A 19648-nucleotide genomic window follows, 5' to 3' on the forward strand; every position below is an offset into this window, starting at 1 on the left:
ACGTGATGCTGATCACGCTTAACCGTCCGGAGCGCCTCAACGCCGCGCCGCCGCAAATGGCGGACGAGATCGGCGCGGTGCTCGATCACCTCGATGGCGCGCGCGCGATCGTCATCACCGGCGCGGGCCGGGCTTTCTGTTCGGGGGCGGATCTGCAGGCGCGCGGCGGTGGGTCGATCAGCGGCGGGCGCGGATCGTACAATGCGCTGACCCGCCATTATAATCCGACAATGATGAAGCTCGCCGAGCTTGAGGTGCCGATCATCACCGCGGTCAATGGTCCGGCGGCAGGCATCGGTTGCTCGATCGCACTGTCCGGCGACTTCGTGCTCGCCGGGCGCTCGGCTTATTTCCTTCAGGCGTTCGTCAATATCGGTCTGGTGCCCGATGGCGGTGCGTCATGGATGCTGACCCGCCTGGTCGGCAAGGCGCGCGCGACCGAGATGATGCTGCTCGGCGAAAAGATCGGCGGCGAGAAGGCCGAAAGCTGGGGGATGATTTACAAGTGCGTCGACGACGACGCGCTGCTTTACGATGCGATGGCGCTGGCCGATCGGCTTGCGGCCGGTCCGACGCTTGCGCTCGGCATCATGCGCCGCAATATCGCCGCCGCGATGGACGGCACTTATGCCGAGGCCCTGAGCCGCGAGGCCAATGGTCAGCGCCTCGCCGGCGACAGCGCCGATGCGATGGAGGGGGCGATGTCCTTCCTGCAGAAGCGCAAGCCTGCGTTCAAGGGCGGCTGAAATAGTGGCGATCGCTTATTATCTTTCCCACCCAGAGGTCAGTGTCGATCCGGCGGTACCGGTGCCCGATTGGGGTTTGTCGGACGCTGGCCGTGATCGGCTGTCCGCGCTTGCCGGACGGGGCTGGCTGACCGGTGTTCGGCGCATCGTCTCGAGCGGTGAACGCAAGGCGATCGAGACGGCGGAGATGCTCGCCCCGATGACCGGCGCCACGGTGGAGGTGGTTGCGGCCATGCACGAGAATGATCGCAGCGCGACCGGGTTCCTGCCGCCCGAAGAGTTCGAGGCGACCGCCGACCTGTTCTTCGCGCAGCCCGCCCAGTCCGTTCGCGGCTGGGAGCGCGCGGTTGATGCCCAGGCGCGGATCGCGCGCGCCGTCCGGCGCAGTCTCGCGGACCGTGCCGATGACGAGACGATCCTGTTCGTCGGCCATGGCGGTGTCGGCACGCTGCTGAAATGCGCCATCGCAGGCGATCCGATCGACCGGCGCCACGACCAGGCGGCGGCAGGCGGCCATCCTGGCGGCGGCAATGTCCATGCGTTCGAAGCGGATCTCTCGGCATCGCGCTTTGGCTGGACGGCAATGGAAGAGCTTGCGTGATGACTGACAAATCCACCAGCGGTCCCACCCTCGACCAATGGCAGGCCGCGGCCGCCAAGGAAGTCAAAGGCAAGGATCTCAATTGGCCGACGCCCGAGGGCATCAGGGTCAAGCCGCTCTATACGGCGGAGGATGTGGCGGAGATCGATCCCGGCCTGCCCGGTTTCGCGCCGTTCACGCGCGGGGTGCGCGCATCGATGTATGCCGGTCGGCCCTGGACGATCCGTCAATATGCCGGTTTCTCCACCGCCGAGGCAAGCAACGCATTCTATCGCCGCAACCTCGCCGCCGGGCAGAAGGGGCTGTCGGTCGCGTTCGATCTCGCCACGCACCGCGGCTACGACAGCGACCATCCGCGCGTGACCGGCGATGTCGGCAAGGCGGGCGTCGCGATCGACACGATCGACGACATGAAGATCCTGTTCGACGGCATCCCGCTCGACAAGATGAGCGTGTCGATGACGATGAACGGCGCGGTGATCCCGATCCTCGCTTTCTTCATCGTTGCGGGCGAGGAGCAGGGCGTGCCTCAGGAACTGCTCGACGGCACGATCCAGAACGACATCCTCAAGGAGTTCATGGTCCGCAACACCTATATCTACCCGCCCGAACCGAGCATGCGGATCATCTCGGACATCATTGGCTACACGTCGCGGCACATGCCGAAGTTCAACTCGATCTCGATCTCCGGCTATCACATGCAGGAAGCCGGGGCGACGCAGCTCCAGGAACTCGCCTTCACCATCGCCGACGGGCGTGAGTACGCGAAAGCGGCGATGGCATCGGGGCTCAACCTCGATGCCTTTGCCGGGCGGCTGTCCTTCTTTTTCGCGATCGGGATGAACTTCTTCATGGAAGTCGCGAAACTGCGCGCGGCGCGGAAACTGTGGCACCGGGTGATGACCGATCTCGGCGCGAAGGACGAGCGCTCGAAGATGCTGCGCACGCATTGCCAGACCAGCGGCGTGTCGCTGACCGAGCAGGACCCGTACAACAACGTCATCCGCACCACCATCGAGGCGATGGCGGCGATGCTCGGCGGCACGCAAAGCCTCCACACCAACGCGCTCGACGAAGCGATCGCGCTGCCGACCGATTTCTCCGCCCGCATCGCGCGCAACACGCAGATCGTGATCCAGGAAGAGACGGGGATGACCAAGGTCGTCGATCCGCTCGGCGGCTCCTATTATATCGAGAGCCTCACGCAGGAACTCTACGACAAGGCGTGGGAGATCATCGAGCGCGTCGAGAGCGAAGGCGGCATGGCCAAGGCGGTCGCCGCCGGCTGGCCCAAGGCGATGATCGAAGAGGCGAGCGCAGGCCGCGCCGCGCGCGTCGATATGGGGCAGGATGTCATCGTCGGCGTCAACAAGTACAAGCTCGCCGAGGAAGACGATATCGACATCCTCGACGTCGACAATGTCGCTGTCCGTGAATCGCAGATCGCCCGGATCAAGAAATCCAAGGCTGGCCGCGACGAGGCAAAATGCGCAGCGGCGCTCGACGCGCTGCGTGACGGCGCGCGCGGTACCGAAAACGTACTCGGTCTCGCGGTCGAAGCGGCGCGTCAACGCGCGACGCTTGGCGAGATCAGCCAGGCGATGGAAGATGTGTTCGGCCGCTATGGCACCAAGCCGACCCCGGTCTCGGGAATCTATGGTGGCGCGCATGAATTCGACAAACGCTGGCAGGGGCTGCTCGACGGGGTCGGATCGCTCACGCAGCGCAAGGGCCGTCGCCCGCGTCTGCTCGTCGCCAAGATGGGGCAGGATGGGCATGATCGCGGCGCCAATCTGGTGTCTTCGGCGTTCGGCGATCTCGGTTTCGAGGTCGTGCCCGGCCCGCTGTTCCAGACGCCCAAGGAGGCTGCGGATCTCGCGATCAGCTCGGACGTAGACGTGGTCGGCGCTTCGTCGCTGGCGGCGGGCCACAAGACGCTGATCCCCGAACTGATCGGCCATCTGCGCGACGCGGGGCGCAGCGACATCAAGGTGATCGCCGGCGGGGTCATCCCGGCACAGGATTATCAATATCTGCGCGACGCGGGCGTGCAGGGAATTTTCGGGCCGGGCACCAACCTGGTCAATGCGGCGGGCGAAGTGCTCAAGCTGCTCGGACACAATATGCCCCCGATAGAGGAAGCTGCGGAATGAGTGATTCGATCGATCTCCCCTCCCGCTTGCGGGAGGGGCCAGGGGTGGGCCCGCGCTCTCAGCCGGACGATTCGACGATGGCGGGAGCCCACCCCCCAACCCCCTCCCGCGAGCGGGAGGGGGAGCAGAGAACCGACTGGACCCGCGAAGAAATCGCCGCCTTGTTCGACCTGCCATTCACCGACCTTGTCCTGCGCGCCGCGCAGACTCACGCCGCGCATCACGCGACCGGCGAGGTGCAGCTCTGCACGCTCCTGTCGATCAAGACCGGCGGCTGTCCCGAGGACTGCGGTTATTGCAACCAGTCCGCCAGCGCCGAGACCGATCTCAAGGCGACCAAGCTGATGGACGTCCGTGCCGTGCTGCAATCGGCGGCGCAGGCGCGCGATGCCGGGTCGCAGCGTTTCTGCATGGGCGCCGCCTGGCGTAATCCCAAGGATCGCGACATGCCCGCGATCATCGAGATGGTGAAGGGCGTGCGGCAGATGGGGCTGGAGACCTGCATGACGCTGGGTATGCTCGAGCCGCATCAGGCGCAGCAACTGGCCGATGCGGGGCTCGATTACTACAACCACAATATCGACACCGCGCCGGAGAAATACGGCGACATCATCACCACGCGGACCTTTCAGGACCGGCTCGACACGTTGGAGAATGTGCGCGAGGCGGGGATCAACGTGTGCTGCGGCGGCATTGTCGGCATGGGTGAGACGCGGAGCGACCGGGTCGGCTTCATCCATGCGCTCGCCACACTGCCGCGCCATCCGGAAAGCGTGCCGGTCAATGCGCTGATCCCGATCAAGGGCACGGTGCTCGGCAACATGCTTGCCGACACGCCGCTCGCCAAGATCGACGATATCGAGTTCGTCCGGACCGTTGCAGTGGCGCGCATCACCATGCCGATGAGCATGGTGCGCTTGTCGGCCGGTCGCGAGAGCATGTCCGATGCGACCCAGGCGTTGTGCTTCATGGCCGGTGCCAATTCGATCTTCACCGGCGACAAGCTGCTCACCTCGGGCAATGCCGGCGACGATGCCGACGCCGCGCTGTTCGCCAAGCTCGGCTTGCGGCCGATGCAGGGCGAAGAGCCGATGCGGCAGGAAAAGACATGCTGCTGATCGCCCTGCTGCTCGCCGCCGCACCTGCCAATTGCGCCAACCCACAAACCCAGGCGGACATAACGCAATGCGCCGGCCGTGCGGCGCAGCGCGCCGATGCGGAGATGACCCGGCAGTGGAACGCGACCTATGCGTATATGAAGCGGCGCGACGCGCAGGACAGGTCGCGCGGCGGTGGATTCGGTTATGCGCCCGCGTTGCTGGCAAGCCAGCGCGCCTGGCTGAAGTTCCGCGACACCCAATGCGTGATCGAAGGCGGCCAGTTCGCCGGTGGCTCGGCCCAGCCGATGGCGCAGGCGCAGTGTAAGGAGCGGCTGACCAAGGCTCGGACCGTGCAGTTGCGCGGGTTGGTGTGGAAGTGAGGGCGATCCCGGTCTTCATCGGCGACAATTTGCTCACCGCTGGCAATGCCGGTCACGAACCCGCGCTGTTTGCCAAGCGGGGACTGCGTCTGATGCAGTGTGTTGAGTTGATTCGGGTGACGGCGGGGTGAGCCTTGCCGCTATCGGATGTGTGTGGTTGGCGTTTGTCTTGCCACTGGTAGTCGCTGCCATTGGACGGCACCGCACTAGCACAAAAATCTGGACCTTGGTCGCACTTGCCTTGGTACTTGCCGCGAGTTGGTTGCTCGTCATCCTGGTGCTGGGCGATCTTTCCGCCAACCATGACTCCGCTTCGTGGCCATCACCGCTGGCCATCGCTGGAGCGTTTCTCATTACTTACACGGTGGTGGCAGTTGCTGCCTTTCGACGGAAGCTTGCATAGATGTTCAAGAAAATCCTCGTCGCCAATCGCGGCGAAATCGCTTGCCGCGTCATGCGCACTGCCAAGAAGATGGGTATCGCCACCGTGGCGGTCTATTCCGACGCGGATGCCCGTGCGCCGCATGTGCTGATGGCCGATGAGGCGGTCCGGCTCGGGCCGCCGCCGGCGGGTGAGAGCTATCTGCTCGCCGATCTGATCCTGCTTGCCGCCAAGGAAACCGGCGCGGACTGCATCCATCCCGGTTACGGCTTTCTGTCCGAACGCGAGAGTTTCGCCAAAGCCTGTGCAGAGGCGGGGATCGCCTTTGTCGGGCCGCCGCCGAACGCGATCGCGGCGATGGGCGACAAGATCGAATCCAAGAAGCTCGCCAAGGCCGCGGGCGTCAATGTCGTGCCCGGCTTCCTCGGCGAGATCGCCGATACCGACGATGCGGTCAGGATCGCCGGCGAGATCGGCTATCCGGTGATGATGAAAGCCTCGGCCGGCGGTGGCGGCAAGGGCATGCGGCTTGCCTATAGCGAACAAGATGTCCGCGAAGGGTTCGAAGCGACCAAGCGCGAGGGGCTCGCCAGCTTCGGCGACGACCGCGTGTTCATCGAGAAGTTCATCGAAAGCCCGCGCCACATCGAAATTCAGGTGATGGGCGACCAGCACGGCAACATCGTCTATCTCGGCGAGCGTGAGTGCTCGATCCAGCGCCGCCACCAGAAGGTCGTCGAGGAAGCGCCGTCGCCTTTCGTCACGCCAGTCATGCGCAAGGCGATGGGCGAACAGGCGGTCGCGCTGGCGCGTGCGGTCGGCTATTATTCCGCCGGCACGGTCGAGCTGATCGTCTCCGGTGCCGACACGACGGGGCAGGGTTTCTACTTCCTCGAAATGAACACACGGCTGCAGGTCGAACACCCGGTAACCGAAGCGATCACTGGCCTCGATCTGGTCGAACTGATGATCCGCGTTGCCGCCGGCGAGCCGCTCGGCTTTGCGCAGGACGACGTCACGCTGACCGGCTGGGCGATCGAAAATCGCGTCTATGCCGAAGACCCGTATCGCGGTTTCCTGCCCTCGATCGGGCGGCTGGTGCGCTACAATCCGCCCGAGGATGCGCGGCCCGACTATGGCACGGTCGACCCGGACGGGGCGGGCTATGTCCGCGTCGATGACGGCGTACGCGAGGGCGGCGAAGTGTCGATGTTCTACGACCCGATGATCGCCAAGCTGATCACTCATGCCGGCACGCGCGAAGCTGCGATTGAATTGCAAATCGCTGCGCTCGACCAGTTCGAGATCGATGGCCCCGGCAACAATATCGATTTCCTCTCCGCACTGATGCAGCATCCGCGCTTCCGTTCGGGCGCGATCACCACCGGCTTTATCGCCGAGGAATATCCCGACGGTTTCCACGGCGCGCCCGCCAATGCCGATCTGTTGCGCAGCCTGTCGGCAATCGCCGCCTTCGCCGCCACGGCGGAAGCGGACCGCGCGCGTCGTATCGACGGGCAACTCGGCAAGCGCTTGCGCCCGCCAGCCGACTGGTCGGTCAGGATCGATGGCGCGGAGCATGATGTGTCGATCTCCACAGACGGCGTCATCGTCGATGGCGAGGATCTCGACATCGCGCTCGAATACACGCCGGGCGACCGCGTTGTGCATGCCGAGATCGGCGAGGACGACCTCTCGGTGCGCATCGCCAGGACACGCGGCGGCTTCAAGCTGACGGCGCGCGGTGCTTCGCACGTTGCTCGGGTCCTGCCGGCGCATGTCGCGCCCTACACACAGCATTTGATCGACAAGATTCCGCCCGATCTGTCGAAATTCCTGCTTTGCCCGATGCCCGGCCTGCTGATGCGGCTGGACGTCGGTGCCGGAGACAAGGTCGAGGCCGGCCAGCCGCTTGCGGTGGTCGAGGCGATGAAAATGGAGAATATCCTGCGCGCCGAGAAAGCGGGCACGGTGAAGTCGGTCAACGCCAAGCCGGGTGACAGCCTCGCCGTGGATGAGGTCATTCTGGAGATGGAGTGACGCCCTGTCGGGCATATTCAGCCTGATCCGGATGCAAGATGCGGCGGCTGACCGGAGGATCGCGAGCCCGCGATTCGCTCCACCCGCTCCATCGCCTTGCGGATTTCTTCGGCGATATTGGTATCCTCCTCAGGCGGCGGGGTGGGGCAGGCCCAGACCGCGGGGCGCCGCGCGCGCAGCCACTGGTGTGCCGCGGTGACATCGGCGCGGACTTCCCGCTTGTAGCGCACGATCACCGGCTCCTTCGCGCCGGCCGGTAGTGATACGCTGACCGCCTCCTCCTCATAGCCGATCGCTCGTTCGTAGAGCGCTCGCTCGACGCGATCGTCGGCAACCTCCTTGCCGAGCCTTGTCGCCTCGGCGAACTCAGGGTGCGCGGCGCGCCAGCGGAAGATCGTGCTGCGCGAGACCCCGAACGCTGCGGCGAGCTCGCGATCGGTCAGGCCCTCGGCGTAAAGCTCGCGAGCCTGGCGGATGTAAGCGGGTTTGAAGGTCGAGGGGCGAGTTTCCATGCCGGTCGCGATAGCGGAGCCGGAATAGTGGTTGAATCGATCCGCACAGGGCAGACATAAATGGTCGGCAGAGATATGGGACACCGGATTGTCGCATATCTTAGATGCCGGATTAGTCAATTAAGGCATAAAACTCAATAGTTTATCTGAATTAAGGTATTGGCGAAATAATCTTATCGGCAAGATGAATGTTGTGTTCCACAATTCTCGCCGCCCGTTTTCTCACGACGGGGCGCTGAATGATTGTCGCCATGTCCAACTTCAGCCGCTGGGATTGGCCATCGGCTCAAGTTTGTCCTTGACGCTCTCGAACTCTGCTATGTCCGAGGGCGATAGGTTGGGATTGCTGGACATCAGCCCAACGGCGATTTCGCATTTGACGAAATAGGTTTCGCCGGCTTCAATCTCCAGGTTGACGGCGTCTTTGGACAGATTCTTTGCCCAGTATTGATGCGTGCCTGGGTCGGCATAGTGGACAAAATACCGGTCCTTAGTCAGCTTCGAGAGACGGGTTTCGGCCGCGCGTTCGCCTTCGCGAACCATGCAACCCAACGCCAAGGGCGGGCCGCCAGCGCGATAGAAGATGACCTGACCTTTGTTCACCGGTGGAGGATCAAACATCCCGGCTATTTTGGCCGCCGATTGGGGCGCGGCATTCGCGGAGACAGATTGCGCAGTGGTCCCGGATTGGTCTGCGGCTTTCGAACTTTGCGCTGAGGCAGGGGCGGCGAGTATCAGTAGCGGAATCACGACGGACGGAAGTCTCACTTCTTAAACCCCTGTTGCTCTGCGATGCCGGGTGTGACGACACAACTCCCTGCCACCTTTGCTACGGCTGTGCTGCCGGCGGGAATGTCCGTGTTGTTAGCAATGGCGATCGGACCAGCCACGGACGAATAGACGTAGCCATTGATACCGGCGCGATTGATGCGCAATCCCCGCAACGGGAGTCGTGCATCCTTGAGGTTGAGATAACGTGCGGCGACGATGAGCTCGCCGGGCTTGTTGGTCATGAATCGCACATGTGTTGCGTGAATGACTTCGCCAATGCCCGGCGTTCCTACGGGCAGGAGAGCCTTTCCGTCGATGACAAGCGGTGCCGACAGCCGAATGGTGAATTTGTCGCCGATCTTCGCCGTCCGGGATTGAACCGCATCGACGACTTCGATCTCGATCGCCGTATCGGGAGGAATCAGGCGACATGCCTCAGTATCGACGCTAGTTCCGGGCTCGATTGATGAGCCTTGGGGTGCCGTCAGCCAAACGGGAACAACGGCTAGCGCCGCCCATGCTGTTAGGATCATCATAATTCCGCCCCGATCATATAAAACCTAAAGTTCGATCGGCAATTTGCAAGTGAATAAGATCGCACAGCTACTGCCTTAGCGGGGCATTTTTAAACCGTTCACATCTGGGCAAGCGACAAATTGCGACAATAAAACGATGGACCAAAAGCCGCACCACGACCATTTGAGCAGCATGGTCAGTTCGCGCATCTCTCTTCTGTTCGTCATCGCCCTGCCACTTCAGGCTTGCGCGGTTGGCCCGAACTACAGGCCACCGGCCACAGCGTCGCTCGGCGTACCCGGGACTTATTCGACGCCGGCGCCAACGGGGGCGTTGCCCGACATTACGACCTGGTGGACCAGTTTCAACGATCCGCTGCTCGACTCGATCGTCGATCGCGCGCGGCGCGACAATCTCGATATTGCCCAGGCATTATCGCGCCTGCGCCAGGCACGCGAAGGGCTGGTCCAGTCGCGCGCCGATCTCCTGCCGCAGGTCGGTGCATCGGCGGGCTATTCGCGCACTTTCAACCTGAAAGGGCAGAGTTTCGGCAACGTCACCGATGCCGGGATCGTCAACCAGAGCTATTCCGTGTCGGGCGACGTGTCCTATCAGGCCGACATATTCGGCGGGGTAAGGCGTTCGATCGAGGCGGCACGCGGCACTTATGAAGCGAGCGGCTTCGACCTCGCCACGGTGCAGACCTCGATCGCGTCGGAAGTGGCGCGCAACTATATCCTCGCGCGTTCGGCGCAAGCCAATCTCGCCATCGCCCGCGCCTCGCTCGCGATCCAGGACGACAATCTCGAAATCGCCGGCTTCCGCGTCCAGGCGGGGCTCGTGTCATCACTCGATAGCGAACAGGCACGCGCGCAGCGGGCACAGACCGCGGCGCAAGTGCCGTCGCTCGAACAGAGTTTCCAGCAAGCGGCGAACCGGCTCGGCGTATTGACCGGCCAGGCGCCGGGTTCGCTCAAGACCGAACTGGCGGCGACCGCGCCGATTCCGATCGGGCCCATGGCCGTGCCGGTCGGCCTGCCCGCCGACATCATCCGCCAGCGTCCCGATGTCCGCGCCGCCGAACGCAATCTCGCCGTCGCGACCGCGCAGATCGGCGTGGCCGAGGCGCAGCTTTACCCCGCACTCAATATCGGCGGCAGCATCAGCACCAATGCCGGCGTGCTCAGCTCGCTCGCCGATGTCATCACCGGCCGACTGTTCGCCAACATCGCGCAGACGATCTTCGATGGCGGGCGTAATCGCTCGGTAGTGCGCGCGCGCAAGGCGGCCGCCGATGGAGCATTCGCGGCATATAAATCGACCGTGCTGACATCGCTGGAGGATGTCGAGAATGCGCTGACCGCGCTCGATACCGCAAAGGCGCGTCAGCGCGAATTCGCGATCCAGCTCGACGCGTCGAACAATGCCGCGATCCTGGCGCGCAGCCAATATCGTGCCGGCCTGACCGACATCACCACGCTCAACGGTTCGGAAAGCTCATTGCTGTCCGCGCAGAATGGTCTGGCGGGCGCAAAGGCCGATCAGGCGCAGGCGCTGGTGCAACTCTATCTCGCGCTGGGCGGTGGCTGGAACAGCACCGAAACCCCGCAAGCCCCCCAGGAATAAGCCATGGCCGACAGCAATCTCGACGAATTCCTCGGCGCCAAGCCGCAGCCGGCCTGGCAGCGCTATTTGAAATGGGTGCTGATCGCGATCGGCGTGATCCTGCTGGCGCTGGCGGCCAGAAGCTATTTCGGTGGTGGCGGTACGCCCGATTACACGACCGAAAAGGTCGCGCAGGGCTCGTTCCAGGTGACGGTGTCGGCCACCGGCAAACTCGCCCCGACCAACCAGGTGCAGGTCGGCTCGGAACTGTCCGGCCTGGTCACCAAGGTGGTGGTCGACGTCAACGACCGGGTCGTGGTCGGTCAGCCGCTTGCGCTGGTCGATCCCTCGCGCTTCCAGGATACGGTCAACCAGAGCAAGGCCGCGCTTGCCGCCAATGTCGCCGCCGTGGCGCAGGCGCAAGCGACACTGTCCCAGTCGAGCGCGCAGCTTGCGCGCCTGCAGGAGGTCAGCCGGTTGTCGGGCGGTCGCGTGCCCGCCAAGACCGAGATGGAGCAGGCGATCGCCGATCGCTCGCGCGCGGTCGCCAATCTCCGTGCCGCACAGGCCAATGTCCAATCGGCTCAGGCGACGCTGTCGTCCAACGCGACACAGCTGGTGAAGACGGTGATCCGCTCGCCGGTCAACGGCGTCGTCCTCGCGCGCCAGATCGAGCCCGGCCAGACCGTCGCCGCATCGTTCAGCACGCCGACCTTGTTCGTCATCGCCGAGGATCTGTCGGCGATGAAGCTCGAAGTCGCGATCGACGAAGCCGATGTCGGCTCGGTCAAGCAGGGGCAGAAGGCGACCTTCACCGTCGATGCCTTTCCGGGCCAGACCTTCCCCGCCGACATCACCCGCGTCGATCTCGGCTCGAACCTGAGCGCGCAGACCACCACGACGACTGCGAGTACGACCACCGCGCAAGTGGTGTCTTATGGCGCGACGCTGAGCGTGGCCAATCCCAAGCTCGAGCTGCGCCCGGGCATGACCGCCACCGCCGACATCGTCACGACGGCGAAGAGCAATGTCCTACTCGTCCCCAACGCCGCGCTGCGCTTCAAACCCGATACAAGCGGCACCCCCGCTGCGAGCAGCAGTGGCGGGATCGCCGGCGCACTCGTCCCATCCCGCCCGCGTCGCGGCGGTGGCGGTGGTGGTGGCGCGCGCACCGCGAAAATCGAGCGCGGTGGCCATCAGACCGTCTATATCAAGGACGAGACCGGACAGCCCAAGGCGATTGACATCACCACCGGCGAAACCAATGGATCGGTCACCGAAGTCACCGGCGGCGACCTGAAGCCGGGCATGGAAGTGATCACCGGCCAGCTGGCAAGCGGCGACAAGGCGTCGTCGCGCAGCGGCGGTGGCCAGCGTCGTCGCCAAGGCGCGTCGGGTGGCGCTGCAAGTGGCCAGTAAACTTTCAGCCAATAACGTTGGCCCCCAGCCGCTGATCCGGCTGCGCGGCGTCACCAAGACCTATGGCGAGGGTGCGACCGCGTTCCAGGCGCTGAAAGGTATCGATCTCGACATCCAGGCGGGCGATTTCGTCGCGGTGATGGGTGCGTCGGGATCGGGCAAGTCGACGACGATGAATATCCTCGGCTGCCTCGATGTGCCGACCGGCGGGACGTTCGAGTTTCGCGGCCATCATGTCGAGACGCTCGACCGCGACCAGCGCGCGCTGCTGCGGCGCAAATATCTCGGTTTCGTATTCCAGGGTTTCAACCTGCTTGCCCGCACCAGCGCATTGGAGAATGTCGAGCTGCCCCTGCTTTATCGCGGCGATGCCAAAAAGGCGCGCCATGATGCGGCGATGGCCGCGCTTGACAAGGTCGGGCTGGCCGAGTGGTGGGATCATACCCCGGCCGAATTGTCCGGCGGTCAGCAACAGCGTGTCGCGATCGCCCGCGCGATCGTCACCTCACCCGATGTGCTGCTGGCCGACGAACCGACCGGCAACCTCGATTCCGAACGCTCGGTCGAGATCATGGAATTGCTCAGCGGTCTCAACCGCGACAACGACATCACCGTGCTGATGGTGACGCACGAACCCGACATGGCCGCTTTCGCGCGCACCGTGGTGCATTTCAAGGACGGGCTGGTCGAGCGCATCGAGGCGCAACACCGCCAGGGCGAGGCGGTGTCGTGATGAATGGTTTTCCTTCCCCCTTCCCGCGTGCGGGAGGGGAGGAGACCATAATGCTCGGAACCACCTTCCTTCTCGCGATCCGGTCGATCATGCGCCACAAGCTGCGCTCGATCCTGACCGCGCTCGGCATCATCATCGGTGTCGCGGCGGTGGTGACGATGGTCACGCTTGGCCAGGCGACGACCGCCGCAGTGCAGAAGCAGATCGCCGCACTCGGCACCAATATCCTGCAGATCCGGCCGGGTCAGGGATTCGGCCGCGGTGGCGGCGGGCCGCGTCCGCCCGACTTCGATCAGCGCGATGTCGAGGCGATCACGCGCCAGATCGCCGGTGTCACTGCGGTTGCGCCGCAAGCGCAATCGACCGCCACCGCAATCTATGAAGGCGCGAACTGGTCGACCACGATCAACGGCACGACCTCGGCCTATTTCCAGGTCCAGCCCTGGCCGCTGACCACCGGCCGGTTGTTCACCCCGGCGGAGGAGCAGGCGGGCAAGTCGGTGTGCATCATCGGCACCACCGTGCAAACCAACCTGTTCCGCGGTGGGCGCAGCGTCGGGCGGCGCATCCGGCTCGGCGGTATCTCGTGCGATGTGATCGGGGTGCTCTCGACGCGTGGCCAGGCGGGGTTTGGCGGCGATCAGGACGATGTCGTGATCATGCCGATCAAGACCGTGCAGCGGCGCTTCACCGGTACGCAGGATATCCGCCTGATGCTGGTCGGGGTCGATCAGGCTTATTCGACCGCCACCGTCCAGGCCGCGATCAGCGATCTTTTGCGCGAACGCCGCAACATTACGGGATCGAAGGACGACGACTTCAACATCTTCGATACCAAGCAGATTTCCGACACGCTGACCGGTACGACGACCTTGCTCACCGGGATCGTCACGGCGGTCGCGGCGATCAGCCTGATCGTCGGCGGGATCGGCATCATGAACATCATGCTGGTGTCGGTGACCGAGCGCACGCGCGAGATCGGCATCCGGCTCGCGATCGGCGCGGTCGCGGGTGAGGTGTTGCTGCAATTCCTGGTCGAGGCGGTGGCGCTGTCGATGATGGGCGGCTTGATCGGTCTGGTGGTCGCGCAGATCGCGGTGGTCTCGCTCGCGCCGGTGATGAAGGTCGACTGGATCTTCGTGCCGCAGATCAATTTGATCGCGTTCGGTATTTCGGCGGTGATCGGCGTGGTGTTCGGATATTTCCCGGCGCGGCGTGCGGCGGCGCTCAATCCGATCGACGCGCTCCGTCACGAATAAGGCGGGACGTCACGAATAGGACGAACGAGCGCACGCAGCCGCTCCAGATCTTCGGGTGTGTCGATATCGATCAGTTCGTTGACCGGGGCGACGACATGTTTGCCAGCGCGAACCATCTCGCGTGCGCCGTAGTCGCCTTGCAAGGCCAGTAAGGCTTCGCACTGATCGATACCGAATACGGCGGGCGGACGGGGGTGTCTTCCGTCGCTCGACGCGACCACCGCGTCGCGGCCATCGGCGACCTCGAGCAGGCTGTGGATGAGGGAGGCGGTAACACGCGGCATGTCGGCCAGCGCGAACAACACCGCCTCAGGTTCCAGTTCGCGCGCGGCCGCGACGCCGAGGCGGATCGAACTCGACAAATTGCCCTTCGGCGTATCGTTGGGAACGACCCGGTAGCCGCGCGACGCGAAGTCCAATTTGGTATGGCTGGTCACCGCGATGCGGCCGAGAAACGGCACGCTTTCCAGCGCGGTGACGACGTGGAAGGCGAGTGGCTTATGCAGGAATTCCTGCTCCAGCTTGTCCTTGTCGCCAAACCGCAGCGACCGGCCAGCGGCGAGCAGAATCAGAACGGTGCGGTTGACGGGGATCATCAATCTCTCCTGTTCATGTGCTAACGCCGTGGTGCGTTGAAGGCTCCGACCATCGCCGCGGCGATCGACAGCGCGATCTCGGCCGGGCCGATCGCCCCGATATCAAGGCCGACCGGTGCATCGATCCGGTCGAGATCGGCCTCGCCCAGTCCGGTCGCCGCGAGCCGTTCGCGCCGTGCGGCATGGCTGCGCCTCGAGCCGAGCGCACCGACATAGGCGGCATTGGTCGCCAGCGCCGCGATCAGTGCGGGGTCGTCGATCTTGGTGTCGTGGCTGAGCGTCACCACGGCAGTCGACGGACCGGGCGCGTAAGCGGTCACCGCCTCGTCGGGCCAGCGATCGTCGAGCGTCACGCCGGGGAAGCGCTCTTCGGTGAGGAAACGCGCGCGCGGATCGATCACCACCGTGTCGATGCCGAGTTCGCGCGCCAGGCCGGCCAGCGCTTGGGCGATCTGCACCGCGCCGATGATCAACAGGCGGCGCGGCGGATCGTAGCGATTGACGAACGCGGCGCCCTCGATCTCGCGCAGCGAACTTGTCCCGCTGTCGAGGTCGGTCGCGACGTTCAGCGCCTTGCCCGCATCACGGGCTTCGGCGATGCGGTCGAACAGTTCGGGGTCGAACCCGGTCGCCGATACCGGCTGCACCATCACCGCGATCTGTCCGCCGCACGGCAGGCCGACTTCCCATGCGGCGGCGTCCTCGACGCCATAGTTCTTCACCACGAAAGGTGCGCCGGCGATCACATCAGCGGCGGTGGCAAGGATATCGCTCTCGACGCAGCCGCCCGAGACTGAGCCCTCGAACCGGCCATCGGCATGAACCAGCATATGGCTGCCGCGGGGGCGCGGTGCGGAGCCCCAAGTCGAGACGACCGTGGCGAGCGCCATCGGTGCGCCTTTCCAGGTGCCGGCGGCGGTCAGGACGGAATCGTTATCGGCCATCAGCTATTTCTCATTTCATTCACCGGCGGTCCGCTCGAAACGACCGGGGAGCGCGCGTGACGCGTTAAATCAAACCGGCGGCAAGCCTGCCAATATCTTGTCCAGCGTCATCGGAAACTCGCGCACCCGCACGCCACAGGCATTGTAGATCGCGTTGGTCACCGCCGCGCCCGCGCCCGAAATGGTCAGCTCGCCCAACCCCTTTACGCCGATCGGATTGGCGTGATGGTCGATATCCTCGATGAAATGCACGTCGAGATGCGGCACATCGGCATGGACCGGCACATGATATTCGCCGAGATCGTGATTGACGAACTGGCCGTATCGTTTGTCGAGCACGGCATCTTCCATCAGCGCATAACCGATGCCCCAGATCATCCCGCCGATCGCCTGGCTGCGTGCGGTCTTGGCATTGAGGATGCGGCCCGCCTCGAACACGCCGAGCATGCGCCGCACGCGGACTTCGCCGGTCACCGCGTTGACGCCGACCTCGGCGAATTGCGCGCCGTGTGCCGCCTGGCTGAACGTGCGCGCATTGCTGCCCTGGCTGATCTTGCCGGTCGCGACGATCGGCGCGTCGCCAACCAGTTGGTCGAGCGACACGCGGCGATTGCCGGCGATCGCGTGACCGTCCTTCAGCGTCATGTCTTCCGGCCTGGCTTTCATGCGGTTGGCCAGTTCGGCGACGATGTCCTCGCACGCGAGCGCAACGGACGAGCCGGCACTCGCGGCGCCGAACGATCCGCCCGAGCCGGAGCCCGGCGGCAGATCGGTATCGCCCAGCTTCACATCGACGCAGTGCACCGGGAGGCCAAGTGACTCGCCGGCGATCTGCGACAGGATCGTGTAGGTGCCGGTGCCGATATCGGTCATGTCGGTTTCGACCGTCGCGCGGCCATCGACGCCCAGCGTCACGCGTGCTTCGGAATCGATCAGCAGGTTGATGCGCACCGCCGCTGCCACGCCCATGCCGACCAGCCATTCGCCGTCGCGCACCGATCCTGGCGTTGCTTCGCGCTGTGTCCAGCCGAAACGCTTCGCGCCTTCGTCGAGGCATTCGACCAGCCGCCTGGTCGAGAAGGGCGCGCCGGTGGTCGGATCGACCTCGGGTTCGTTGAGCTTGCGGAAATCGATCGGGTCGCGGCCAAGCTGTTCGGCCATTTCGTCGATCGCGGTTTCCAGCGCGAGCATGCCGACCGCTTCGCCCGGCGCACGCACCGCGCCCGCCTGCACCATGTCGAGCGTGACCACCTTGTGGCTGAAGTGCCGCGTTGCAGCCGCATAAAGCGCGATCGTGCCGAGCGCGACCGGCTCCATGAAACCGCCATCCGGCCCCTGGCTCACCACATTGTCATGGCCGATCGCGGTCAGGCGACCATCGGCACCGGCGGCGAGGCGGATGCGCTGATGCGTATCGGTGCGGCGATAGACGTTATGGAACAGCTGCGCGCGCGCCATCGCGATCTTGACCGGCCGGCCAAGGCGCTGCGACGCGATTGCCGCCATCACAGCTTCGGGCCCGAGCATCTTCCCGCCGAATCCGCCGCCGATATAGGGCGAAATGATGCGGACATTGGCGGGGGCGATGCCGACCGCCTTGGCCAGTACGGGTTTGGCGACGTTGAGGATCTGCAGGCTCGAATAGAGTGTCAGCTTGCCATCTTCCCAGGTCGCGATCGAAGCGTGCGGTTCCATTGCGGCATGGACCTGGTTCGGCGTGCTGTAGAGTTGATCCACGGTGACGTCGGCCACGGCCATTGCCGCGTCGATATCGCCCTTGGCCACATCCTGCAGACGCGACTCCTTTGGCGGTCCGCTTGCTTTGGCAATGTCTGCCATCGTGTCGAACCGGCCGTCCTCGGCGGCAATCTCGACTCGTACCGCACGAGCTGCGGCGCGTGCAGCCTCGAAGCTTGTCGCGATCGCGGCGCCGAGTACCTGATCGAAATGATCAACCGCCTCATTGCCATTGGCCGCCGTGACGAAGCTCGCCGCCTGGCGCGCGACGCGCTGATCGTCGATGATGATCTCGAGTACGCCGGGCATTGCCCGTGCCGCCGCGATATCGAAGCCGATTACCTTGCCCTTGGCGACCGGTGCGGTGATCAGATAGCCATAGGCTACATTTTCGAGTTGATGTTCATAACCATAGGTCGCTGCGCCCATGACCTTGAGCACACCCTCGACCCGGTCGATGCCTTTGCCGAGCACACCCTGCACGCCGCGATCCATCGCCAGACCGGCATGGTCGGCGTCCATCTTGAATGCGGTCATCGCGCGTTCCCCGGAGCATCCGTCAGGTCGCGCAGGCAGGCAATGAGCAGACGGCGCGTTAGTGGTATCTTGAAGTCGTTCGATCCGAAACCTCGCGCATCGGCAAGCAGCGCGTCGGCCGCCGCCTCGAACGTCGCTGTGGACGGCGGCTGGCCGATGAGCGCCGCCTCGACCGCCGCATCGCGCCAGGGCATCGGCCCGAGCCCGCCAAAGGCAAGCGCCGCGACGGAAATCTTGCCGTTCTCGACCGATATGATACCGGCCAGCGACACCAACGCAAAGGCATAGGACGCCCGGTCGCGCACTTTGCGATAGAGTTGCGCGCCTTTGGGTGGCGGCGGCAACTCGACATGCGTGATCAGTTCGCCGGGCTTAAGCACGGTCTCGATCTGCGGCGTGTCGCCGGGCAGGCGATAGAAGTCGCCGATCGCGATCCGGCGCTTGTCACCGTCCGGCTTCAATGTGACGATCGTCGCATCCAGCGCGCGCATCGCCACCGCCATATCGCTCGGATGAGTCGCGATGCATTGCTCGCTCGTGCCGAGGATCGCGAGGATTCGGTTGAATCCACCGATCGCCGAACAGCCCGAACCGGGGGCGCGTTTGTTGCACGCCATCGCGGTGTCGTAGAAATAATAGCAGCGCGTCCGTTGCAGCAGATTGCCGCCAGTCGTCGCCTTGTTGCGCAACTGTCCCGAGGCGCCGGCGAGCAGCGCACGGCTTAGCACTGGATAACCCGCTATGATCCGCCGGTCGGCAGCGAGGTCGCTATTCGGTACAAGCGCGCCGATCGACACGCCGCCATCGGCAGTGTCCTCGATCGCCGCCAGGTCGAGCCGGGAGATATCGACGAGTTTGTCGGGCGTCTCGATCTGCAGCTTCATCAGGTCGAGCAAATTGGTGCCGCCGGCGATGAATTTGGTGCCTGCGCCGATATCAGCGACTGCCGCTTCGGGGCTGTCTGCCTTGGCATATTCGAAAATCTTCATGCGTCTGTTCCGGCGACTTCACGGCCAGCGGGCGAGAGCCCGGATACTTCGCGACCGGATACTTCACGAATCGCATCGACGATGTTGGGATAAGCCGAGCAGCGGCAGATATTGCCGCTCATCCGTTCGGATATCTCGGCATCGGTCAGTTCGATATCGGTCAGGTCGCCGCTGGCATGGCTTGGCCAGCCCTTCCTGACCTCGTCGAGCATCGCCACCGCCGAGCAGATCTGCCCTGGCGTGCAATAACCGCATTGATAACCGTCGTGGCGAATAAATGCCGATTGCATTGGATGCAGATCATCGGCGCTGCCCAGCCCTTCGATCGTCAATATGTCATCTTCCTGGTGCATCACCGCGAGCGTGAGACAGGAATTGATCCGCCGCCCGTTGACGATCACCGTGCATGCGCCACACTGGCCATGGTCGCAGCCCTTTTTGGTGCCGATCAGGCCAAGATGTTCGCGCAACAGGTCGAGCAGCGAGGCACGAATGTCCGGCTCGGCGGTGTGGACCTTGCCGTTAATGGTGAAATGCATGGGAATCACGCCTTGTTCGAAGTCGGATTAACGCGTTTGATGAAATCGGTATCCAGGATCGGTAGCGTAATGAAATCTTTTATCGCTGT

General features: G+C 64.2%; 18 protein-coding genes. 10 read left to right on the forward strand and 8 right to left on the reverse strand.

Features of this window, described 5'->3' with window-relative positions:
* Positions 1-5 precede the first annotated feature (5 nt).
* The 6 genes from G4G27_RS01125 to G4G27_RS01150 all read left to right on the forward strand — a co-directional run bounded on the left by G4G27_RS01125 (position 6) and on the right by G4G27_RS01150 (position 7402).
* Complete coding sequence (locus tag G4G27_RS01125) at positions 6-746, forward strand: enoyl-CoA hydratase-related protein (protein ID WP_183113543.1); 741 nt, start codon at positions 6-8, stop codon at positions 744-746.
* Positions 747-750: 4 nt separating this feature from the next.
* Complete coding sequence (locus G4G27_RS01130) at positions 751-1347, forward strand: histidine phosphatase family protein (RefSeq protein WP_202049645.1); 597 nt, start codon at positions 751-753, stop codon at positions 1345-1347.
* Entirely contained in the window at positions 1347-3500 is a 2154-nt protein-coding gene (gene scpA, locus G4G27_RS01135) for a methylmalonyl-CoA mutase (protein WP_183111367.1), read from the forward strand. The genes G4G27_RS01130 and scpA overlap by 1 nt, the downstream gene beginning before the upstream one ends.
* A 77-nt stretch (positions 3501-3577) precedes the next feature.
* Positions 3578-4618 carry a biotin synthase BioB gene (gene bioB, locus G4G27_RS01140; RefSeq protein ID WP_183111368.1) on the forward strand — a complete coding sequence of 347 codons (1041 nt, stop codon included), beginning with the start codon at positions 3578-3580 and terminating at the stop codon, positions 4616-4618.
* Positions 4609-4980, forward strand: a complete 372-nt coding sequence (locus G4G27_RS01145; protein ID WP_183111370.1) for a lysozyme inhibitor LprI family protein — start codon at positions 4609-4611, stop codon at positions 4978-4980. The genes bioB and G4G27_RS01145 overlap by 10 nt, the downstream gene beginning before the upstream one ends.
* Positions 4981-5383: 403 nt before the next feature.
* Entirely contained in the window at positions 5384-7402 is a 2019-nt protein-coding gene (locus G4G27_RS01150) for an acetyl/propionyl/methylcrotonyl-CoA carboxylase subunit alpha (protein ID WP_183111372.1), read from the forward strand.
* A 17-nt stretch (positions 7403-7419) separates the two neighbouring features.
* Here G4G27_RS01150 and G4G27_RS01155 read toward each other — a convergent pair whose 3' ends face one another.
* The 3 genes from G4G27_RS01155 to G4G27_RS01165 all read right to left on the reverse strand — a co-directional run bounded on the left by G4G27_RS01155 (position 7420) and on the right by G4G27_RS01165 (position 9221).
* Complete coding sequence (locus tag G4G27_RS01155; RefSeq protein WP_183111374.1) at positions 7420-7914, reverse strand: helix-turn-helix domain-containing protein; 495 nt, start codon at positions 7912-7914, stop codon at positions 7420-7422.
* A 261-nt stretch (positions 7915-8175) separates the two neighbouring features.
* Complete coding sequence (locus G4G27_RS01160; RefSeq protein WP_183111376.1) at positions 8176-8535, reverse strand: hypothetical protein; 360 nt, start codon at positions 8533-8535, stop codon at positions 8176-8178.
* 143 nt (positions 8536-8678) lie between these two features.
* Positions 8679-9221: a hypothetical protein gene (locus G4G27_RS01165; protein ID WP_183111378.1), complete on the reverse strand. Its 543-nt coding sequence runs from the start codon at positions 9219-9221 to the stop codon at positions 8679-8681.
* A gap of 136 nt (positions 9222-9357) precedes the next feature.
* Here G4G27_RS01165 and G4G27_RS01170 point away from each other — a divergent pair, with 136 nt between their 5' ends.
* Genes G4G27_RS01170 through G4G27_RS01185 form a run of 4 tightly spaced genes read left to right on the forward strand, consistent with a single transcriptional unit; the run spans position 9358 to position 14217 of the window.
* Positions 9358-10827, forward strand: coding sequence for an efflux transporter outer membrane subunit (locus G4G27_RS01170; protein ID WP_244624506.1), 1470 nt, complete (start codon positions 9358-9360; stop codon positions 10825-10827).
* A gap of 3 nt (positions 10828-10830) precedes the next feature.
* Positions 10831-12225: an efflux RND transporter periplasmic adaptor subunit gene (locus G4G27_RS01175; protein ID WP_183111380.1), complete on the forward strand. Its 1395-nt coding sequence runs from the start codon at positions 10831-10833 to the stop codon at positions 12223-12225.
* On the forward strand, positions 12215-12958 hold the full coding sequence (locus tag G4G27_RS01180; protein WP_183111382.1) for an ABC transporter ATP-binding protein: 744 nt from the start codon (positions 12215-12217) through the stop codon (positions 12956-12958). Before G4G27_RS01175 ends, G4G27_RS01180 begins: the two co-directional genes overlap by 11 nt.
* 50 nt (positions 12959-13008) lie before the next feature.
* Positions 13009-14217 (forward strand): ABC transporter permease, encoded by a 1209-nt coding sequence (locus G4G27_RS01185; protein WP_183111383.1) that lies wholly within the window; start codon positions 13009-13011, stop codon positions 14215-14217.
* Here the strand turns inward: G4G27_RS01185 and G4G27_RS01190 are convergent.
* From G4G27_RS01190 to G4G27_RS01210, 5 genes are all read right to left on the reverse strand, one after another.
* Entirely contained in the window at positions 14208-14813 is a 606-nt protein-coding gene (locus tag G4G27_RS01190) for a nucleotidyltransferase family protein (protein ID WP_183111385.1), read from the reverse strand. The two genes, G4G27_RS01185 and G4G27_RS01190, sit on opposite strands and share 10 nt — an antisense overlap.
* 20 nt (positions 14814-14833) lie before the next feature.
* Positions 14834-15757 (reverse strand): XdhC family protein, encoded by a 924-nt coding sequence (locus G4G27_RS01195; RefSeq protein WP_183111387.1) that lies wholly within the window; start codon positions 15755-15757, stop codon positions 14834-14836.
* Between the two features lie 69 nt (positions 15758-15826).
* Complete coding sequence (locus tag G4G27_RS01200) at positions 15827-18031, reverse strand: xanthine dehydrogenase family protein molybdopterin-binding subunit (RefSeq protein WP_183111389.1); 2205 nt, start codon at positions 18029-18031, stop codon at positions 15827-15829.
* Positions 18028-19020: a xanthine dehydrogenase family protein subunit M gene (locus G4G27_RS01205; RefSeq protein ID WP_183111391.1), complete on the reverse strand. Its 993-nt coding sequence runs from the start codon at positions 19018-19020 to the stop codon at positions 18028-18030. The genes G4G27_RS01200 and G4G27_RS01205 overlap by 4 nt, the downstream gene beginning before the upstream one ends.
* Positions 19017-19559 (reverse strand): 2Fe-2S iron-sulfur cluster-binding protein, encoded by a 543-nt coding sequence (locus tag G4G27_RS01210; protein WP_183111392.1) that lies wholly within the window; start codon positions 19557-19559, stop codon positions 19017-19019. The genes G4G27_RS01205 and G4G27_RS01210 overlap by 4 nt, the downstream gene beginning before the upstream one ends.
* Positions 19560-19648 lie beyond the last annotated feature (89 nt).

The organism is Sphingomonas sp. So64.6b, from assembly GCF_014171475.1.
Lineage (GTDB): Bacteria > Pseudomonadota > Alphaproteobacteria > Sphingomonadales > Sphingomonadaceae > Sphingomonas > Sphingomonas alpina_A.